5 protein-coding genes and 1 pseudogene are annotated in these 7,331 nt (G+C 63.6%); all 6 read right to left on the reverse strand.

The annotated features are described in order from the left end of the window. On the reverse strand, nucleotides 1-1,298 hold a 1,298-nt coding region (gene lpdA / locus EN969_RS09785), incomplete at its 3' end, for a dihydrolipoyl dehydrogenase (protein ID WP_127419094.1). Between the two features lie 85 nt (nucleotides 1,299-1,383). After that, the gene (locus EN969_RS09790; RefSeq protein ID WP_013528853.1) at nucleotides 1,384-2,139 is read right to left on the reverse strand and encodes an SDR family oxidoreductase; all 756 of its coding nucleotides are present in this window, start codon (nucleotides 2,137-2,139) and stop codon (nucleotides 1,384-1,386) included. Beyond that, nucleotides 2,136-2,654: a hypothetical protein gene (locus EN969_RS09795; protein WP_063169538.1), complete on the reverse strand. Its 519-nt coding sequence runs from the start codon at nucleotides 2,652-2,654 to the stop codon at nucleotides 2,136-2,138. The genes EN969_RS09790 and EN969_RS09795 overlap by 4 nt, the downstream gene beginning before the upstream one ends. 59 nt (nucleotides 2,655-2,713) lie before the next feature. After that, on the reverse strand, nucleotides 2,714-3,988 hold the full coding sequence (odhB, locus tag EN969_RS09800) for a 2-oxoglutarate dehydrogenase complex dihydrolipoyllysine-residue succinyltransferase (protein ID WP_063169539.1): 1,275 nt from the start codon (nucleotides 3,986-3,988) through the stop codon (nucleotides 2,714-2,716). Nucleotides 3,989-4,035: 47 nt separating this feature from the next. Beyond that, nucleotides 4,036-7,023, reverse strand: a complete 2,988-nt coding sequence (locus EN969_RS09805; RefSeq protein WP_027163286.1) for a 2-oxoglutarate dehydrogenase E1 component — start codon at nucleotides 7,021-7,023, stop codon at nucleotides 4,036-4,038. A 128-nt stretch (nucleotides 7,024-7,151) separates the two neighbouring features. After that, nucleotides 7,152-7,331 (reverse strand): annotated as a pseudogene (locus EN969_RS09810) (succinate--CoA ligase subunit alpha); the annotation flags it as partial.

Here is a 7,331-nt window from a genome sequence, read left to right on the forward strand (position 1 = left end):
AACTCCATCAGCACCGCCGCCTCGTGGATCATCTCGCCGGCGCCGAAGCCGACGATATGGACGCCGAGCACGCGGTCGCTTTGCTTGTCGGCGAGGATCTTCACAAAACCGTCCGTGTGCAGCATGGCGCGCGCCCGGCCATTGGCGCTGAACGGGAACTTTCCGATCTTGTAGTCGATGCCGGCCTTCTTCAATTCTTCCTCGGTCTTGCCGACCGAGGCGATTTCCGGGCTGGTGTAGACGACGCTCGGAATGACGTCATAGTTCACGTGGCCGGCCTGACCGGCAATGGTTTCCGCTACCGCCACGCCCTCATCCTCGGCCTTGTGCGCCAGCATCGGCCCGGCGATGACATCGCCGATGGCATAGATGCCCGGGATATTGGTCTTGAGATGGCCATCGGTCTTGACCCGGCCGCGCTCGTCGACCTCGACGCCGGCTTCCCCGAGCCCGAGGCTGTCGGCATAGGCGCGGCGGCCGGTGGCGATCAGCACGGCATCGGCCTCGATGGTCTCGGCGGCGCCGCCCTTGACCGGCTCGAAGGTGATGGTCGCACCCTTCTTGGCCTTGGCGACGCCGGTGACCTTGGCGCCGAGCTTGAACTCGAAGCCCTGTTTGCCCAGCAACCGCTGGAATTGCTTGGAGACCTCGCCGTCCATGCCGCCCAGGATGGTGTCGAGGAATTCGACCACGGTGACCTTGGCGCCGAGCCGCGCCCACACCGAGCCGAGCTCGAGCCCGATGACACCGCCGCCGACCACCACCAGATGGCCGGGAACCTTATCCAGCGACAGCGCGCCGGTCGACGACACGATCACCTTCTCGTCGATGTCGACCTTGACGCCGGGAATGCCGGCGACATCCGAGCCGGTGGCGATGACGATGTTCTTCGTCTCGATCTCCTCGACCTTGCCGTCCTCGGAGGTGACCGACACTTTACCGGCGGCGAGCACCTTGCCGGTGCCGCGGAAACTATCGATCTTGTTCTTCTTGAACAGGAAGGCGACGCCGTTGACGTTCGACGACACCGTCGCATCCTTGTGCGCCATCATCTTCTTCAGGTTCAATTTCGGCGCCGATGTCTCGACGCCGAGCGTGTCGAAGGAGTGGCCGGCCTCGGCGAACATCTCGGAGGCATGGAGCAGCGCCTTGGACGGGATGCAGCCGATGTTCAGGCAGGTGCCGCCGAAGGTCGCGTTCTTCTCGACCACCGCAACCCTGAGCCCGAGCTGCGCCGCCTTGATGGCGCAGACATAGCCGCCGGGTCCCGATCCGATGATAACGACGTCATAAGCCATGATACTGTCCTTCTGTTTTGAGCATGATGCCGAAAAGTGTGACGCGGTTTTCGGATAACATCATGCTCGATCTGCTTGAGAGCGCTCAGCGGCCGCCGCTTACATTCAGGATCGCGCCCGTCGTATAGGACGCGGCGTCGGAGAGAAGATAGAGAACCGCGCCCGCGACTTCATCCACTGTACCGGCTCTTTTCATCGGCAGCAGATCGCGGAACCGCTCCACCCGGTCCGGCTGCCCGCCGGAGGCGTGGATGTCCGTGTCGATGATGCCCGGCCGCACCGCATTGACGCGGATGCCTTCTAGCGCCACCTCACGGGCGAGCCCGACGGTGAAGGTGTCGATGGCGCCCTTGGAGGCGGCATAATCGACATATTCGCCCGGCGAGCCCAATGTCGCCGCGGCCGACGAGATGTTGACGATGGATCCGCCCGACCCGCCATGACGGGTCGACATGCGCTTCACCGCCTCGCGGGCGCAGAGGAACGAGCCGACGACATTGATGCGCATCATGCGCTCCAGCCGCGAAACATCCATCTCGTCGACGCGCGCCTTGACGTCGACGATGCCGGCATTGTTGACGAAGGCATCGAGCCGTCCATAGGCGCGGTCGACGGCCTCGAACATGGCCACGATATCGGACTCCTTGCCGACATCGCCCTTGACCGCGAAAGCCTCGCCGCCGGCGGCCTCGATCTCGGCGACCAGCGCCTTGGCGGCCTCCTGGTTCGAAGCGTAGTTGACCGCGACCCGGTAGCCGGCCTTCGATCCGAGCCGGCAGATCGCGGCGCCGATGCCGCGGCTGCCGCCGGTGACCAGCAGCACCTTTTGCGTCCCGCTCATTCCTGGCATCCCTTCAAGGCAAACACATCCCACGGCACTTTCGAAAATCCGCTGCCGCCATAGGCGCTGGATTGGCGCAACGCCGACCCGAGGTCCGGCAGGATCAGCGTCTTCGGCGCTTCGACGCCTTCAGCCGGCAGCAGTCCGATGTTGCCCTTTTCATCCGCCGTGTAGATGACGCCGTGCCAGGGCGTGCAGGCGGCAAGCTCCTCGCCGGTGACGTCGCCCTCGGGGCATTTGTGCATCAGCGCACCGTTCGGCCGCGATACGCCTTCATTCCACATGACGATGCCGTTGAGCACCACATCATTGTCGAGAATCATGCGGAAGGTGTTGGTGACGGTCGCCGAGGTGCCGGTCGGCGTGAAGTCGATCTCGCTGCCGCTCTGTGTATCGCCATAGACAGCGAGCTCGATCGGACAGGCGGCGTGAGCGCCGGCAGCGGCCAGCACCATGCCGGCCGCGATCGATGCGATCGAAAGCACCTTGGAAAGGCTAAGGGAACGGGTCGTCATTCTGCCGCGCAGATCCCTTCCTCCGGCACACATTCCAACAGCCGGATCAGCACCAGACCTCAGAGATCAAGCACCAGCCGTTCCGGATCCTCCAGGCTTTCCTTGACGCGGACCAGGAAGGTCACCGCTTCCTTGCCGTCGACGATGCGGTGATCGTAGCTGAGCGCCAGGTACATCATCGGCCGGATCACGATCTGGCCGCCCACTACGACCGGCCGGTCCTGGATCTTGTGCATGCCCAGAATGCCCGACTGCGGCGCGTTTAGGATCGGCGTCGACATCAGCGACCCGTAGACGCCACCGTTGGAAATCGTAAACGTGCCGCCCTGCATGTCGGCGACCGACAGCTTGCCGTCGCGCGCGGCGATGCCCAGCCGGCCGATGTCCTTCTCGATCTCGGCGATCGACATCTGGTCGGCATCGCGCACCACCGGCACGACAAGGCCCTTTTCGGTGCCCACGGCGACGCCGATATGGGCATAGTTCTTGAAGATGATGTCGGTGCCGTCGATCTCGGCATTGACCGAGGGGATTTCCTTCAGGGCGTGGGTGACGGCTTTGGTGAAGAAGCCCATGAAGCCGAGCTTCACGCCGTGCTTCTTCTCGAACACGTCCTTGTACTTGGTGCGCAGCGCCATCACCGCTGACATGTCGACCTCGTTGAAGGTGGTCAGCATGGCTGCGGTCGACTGCGCTTCCTTGAGGCGGCGCGCGATGGTCTGGCGCAATTTGGTCATGCGCACGCGCTCCTCGCGCGATGCATCGTCGCCCGCGGACGGCGCCCGCACGGCAACCGGTGCCGGTGCTGCTTTCGGTGTCTCGGCCGGCTGCGACGGCGCGCCCTTGGAGATGGCGTCGAGCACGTCACCTTTCAGCACCTGGCCGCGCTTTCCCGAACCGGAGATCTGGTCGACCGAGAGATTGCTTTCGGCGATCAGTTTCGCCGCGGCCGGTGCCGGTGGCATGGTGCGCGGCTCGACCGGGCCGGCATCGCCGGCGATCTTGGCGGTCTCGGCCGCGGCCTGCTTGCCGGTCGATGCCGCATCCGGCGACGAGGCCTGCGACACCGCTTGCGGCTTCGTGGCGGGAGCCGCGCCGCCTGCCGAAATCGACCCCAGCAGCGCGCCGACACCGACCGTCTCGCCTTCCTTGACGGTGATCTCACCCAGCGTGCCGGCGGCGGCGGCAGGCACCTCCACCGTCACCTTGTCGGTCTCGAGCTCGACCAGCGGTTCATCGGCGGCGATTGTATCGCCAACCTTCTTGAACCATTTGCCGACGGTCGCTTCAGTGACGGATTCGCCGAGAGTGGGAACGCGGATTTCGGTAGCCATTGTGCCTGTCCGTTTTCTTTCGGTTCTGTTGTTCGCCCAGATCTTCTCTATTCACCAAGCGCGTCTTCGAGCAAGGCGGCGAGCTGGGCGAGATGCTTCGACATCAGTCCGGTCGCCGGCGAGGCGGCGGCCGGACGGCCGGTGTAGCGCACCCGCTGATGCTTGGCGTCGATATGCGCCAGCACCCATTCCAGATACGGGTCGATGAACGACCAGGCGCCCATGTTCTTGGGCTCCTCCTGGCACCACACCATCTCGGCATTGCGGAACCGCGACAGTTCGGTGATCAGCGCCTTGGCCGGGAACGGGTAAAGCTGCTCGACGCGCAGCAGATAGATGTCGTTGATGCCGCGCTTCTCGCGCTCCTCATAGAGGTCGTAATAGACCTTGCCCGAACACAGCACGACGCGGCGGATCTTGGAATCCTTGACCAGCTTGATCGCTTGTCCGGAAAGCAGCTGCGCATCGTCCCACAGCAACCGGTGGAACGAGCTTTCGCCCGAAATTTCCGGCAGCGTCGACACCGCGCGCTTGTGGCGCAGCAGCGACTTCGGCGTCATCAGAATCAGCGGCTTGCGGAAGTCGCGCTTCAGCTGCCGGCGCAATATGTGGAAGTAGTTGGCCGGCGTGGTGCAGTTGGCGACTTGCATGTTGTCTTCGGCGCAAAGCTGCAGGAAGCGTTCGAGCCGGGCCGAGGAATGTTCCGGACCCTGGCCTTCATAGCCATGCGGCAAGAGGCAGACGAGGCCCGACATTCTGAGCCACTTGCGTTCGCCTGACGAGATGAACTGGTCGAACACCACCTGGGCGCCGTTGGCGAAGTCGCCGAACTGCGCTTCCCACAAGGTCAACGCCTTTGGCTCGGCCAGGCTGTAGCCGTATTCGAAGCCCAGAACCGCCTCTTCCGACAGCATCGAGTTGATGACTTCGTAGCCGGCCTGAGCCGCCGACAGATTGTTGAGCGGGATGTAGCGGGTCTCGTCGCGCTGGTCGTAGAGCACGGAATGGCGCTGCGAGAAGGTGCCGCGTTCGGAATCCTGCCCCGACAGGCGGATCGGATTGCCGTCGAGCAGGATGGCGCCGAAGGCCAGCGCCTCGGCCGTCGACCAGTCGATGCCTTCGCCGGACTCGATCGCCTGGCGGCGGTTTTCGAGGAAGCGGATGATCGTCTTGTGCGCCTCGAAGTCCTTCGGCACCTCGGTCAGCTTCCTGCCGATTTCCTTCAGTGTCTTGACCGGCACGGCGGTCTTGCCGCGCCGCTGTTCGTCCTGGTTGTCGGCAGTGCGCAGGCCCGACCAGGCGCCGTCGAGCCAGTCAGCCTTGTTGGGCTTGTAGTGCTGGCCGACTTCCCATTCGGATTCCAGATGCGCCCGCCAGTCGGCTTTCAACTGGTCGAGCTCGGCCTGGGTGAGGTGACCCTCGGCGATCAGCCGGTCGCCATAGATCTGCACCGTCGTCTTGTGGTTGCGGATGTTGCGGTACATGATCGGCTGGGTGAAGGCCGGTTCGTCGCCCTCATTGTGGCCGAAGCGGCGATAGCAGAACATATCGACCACAACAGGCTTGAAAAACTTCATGCGAAACTCGATCGCCACCTTGGTGGCGTGCACCACGGCTTCCGGGTCGTCGCCATTGACGTGGAAGATCGGTGCTTCGATCATCTTGGCGACGTCGGACGGATAGGGCGAGGAGCGCGAAAAGCGCGGGTTGGTGGTGAAACCAATCTGGTTGTTGATGATGAAATGCAGCGTGCCGGCGACGCGGTGGCCGCGCAGGCCGGACAGGCCGAGGATCTCGGCGATCACGCCCTGACCGGCGAAGGCGGCATCGCCATGCAGCAAGAGCGGCAGCACCTTGGCGCGCTCTTCCAGCGGCACGATTTCCTCGCGGCTGCGGCCGAACAGATAATCCTGCTTGGCGCGCGCCTTGCCCATCACCACCGGATCGACGATTTCCAGATGCGAGGGGTTGGCGGTCAAGGACAGATGCACCTTGTTGCCGTCGAACTCGCGGTCCGACGAGGCGCCGAGATGGTACTTGACGTCGCCCGAGCCTTCGACCTCATCGGGTGCCGCAGAGCCGCCCTTGAACTCGTGGAAGATGGCGCGGTGCGGCTTGGCCATCACCTGGGAGAGCACGTTCAGCCGGCCGCGATGCGCCATGCCGAGCACGATTTCCTTCATGCCGAGCTGGCCGCCGCGCTTGACGATCTGCTCCAGCGCCGGGATCAGCGCCTCACTGCCATCGAGGCCGAAGCGCTTGGTGCCCTTGTACTTGACGTCGATGAACTGCTCGAAGCCTTCAGCCTCGACCAGCTTCTGCAGGATCGCCTTCTTGCCGGCGGCGGTGAAGGTGATCTCCTTGTCGGCACCCTCGATGCGCGCCTGGATCCAGGCCTTTTCCTCAGGGTCGGAAATATGCATGAACTCGACGCCGAGCGTGGAGCAATAGGTGCGGGTCAGGATTTCCAGCATCTGCCGGATGCTGCCGAATTCAAGCCCCAGCACATTGTCGAGGAAGATCGGCCGGTCGTAATCGGCTTCGGTGAAGCCGTAGTTTTCCGGCGACAGCTCGTTGTAATCCTCGAGCGGCTTGGCGATGCCGAGCGGATCGAGATTGGCGTGCAGATGGCCGCGCATGCGGTAGGCGCGGATCATCATGATGGCGCGCACCGAATCGCGCGTCGCCTGGTGCACGTCGGCGTCGGACAGGACGACGCCATTGGTGACCGCCTTGTCCTTGACCTTCTTTTCGATCGTCTTCTCGACGATGCCCCAATTGCCGTCGAGCGCCGACACCAGTTCGCCATTGGCCTGCAGCGGCCAGGAGGGCTTGGCCCAGGAGGCGCCCTTGGCGTTCCTGCGCACATCGCCGGAATCGTCTTTCAGCCCGGCGAAGAACTCCTGCCATTCGGGATTGACCGAGGCTGGATCGTCCTCATAGGCGGCATAAAGCGCGTCGATGTAATCGGCATTGCCGCCATAGAGGAAAGAGGTGAGAGAAAATTGGTCGTTGGCCTGATCTTGTCTTGCCATTTTTGTCCGCGGAGCCCGGCTCCGTCTCCTGTTTTTGGAGGGGAGTAGGGGAATAAGGGAATAGGGGAGCAGGGCTTTTTGCCGCTGCTATTTTCCCTACTGCCCTACTCCCTTACTCCCCTACTCCCTTACCCTTTGATCGCTTCGACCAAGGTCGTGCCCAGCCTTGCCGGCGACGGCGAAACTTTTATCCCGGCCGATTCCATCGCCGCGATCTTGTCTTCGGCGCCGCCCTTGCCGCCGGAGATGACCGCGCCGGCGTGGCCCATGGTGCGGCCGGCCGGCGCCGTGCGCCCGGCGATGAAGCC

This window comes from Mesorhizobium sp. M7A.F.Ca.CA.003.01.2.1, assembly GCF_003998945.1.
Taxonomy (GTDB): domain Bacteria; phylum Pseudomonadota; class Alphaproteobacteria; order Rhizobiales; family Rhizobiaceae; genus Mesorhizobium; species Mesorhizobium ciceri.

Excerpts from the sequence above, each read along its gene's own strand:
- EN969_RS09790 (WP_013528853.1), bottom strand. The coding sequence starts at position 2,139 with ATGAGCGGGACGCAAAAGGTGCTGCTGGTCACCGGCGGCAGCCGCGGC.
- odhB (WP_063169539.1), bottom strand. The coding sequence starts at position 3,988 with ATGGCTACCGAAATCCGCGTTCCCACTCTCGGCGAATCCGTCACTGAA.
- EN969_RS09805 (WP_027163286.1), bottom strand. The coding sequence starts at position 7,023 with ATGGCAAGACAAGATCAGGCCAACGACCAATTTTCTCTCACCTCTTTC.
- EN969_RS09795 (WP_063169538.1), bottom strand. The coding sequence starts at position 2,654 with ATGACGACCCGTTCCCTTAGCCTTTCCAAGGTGCTTTCGATCGCATCG.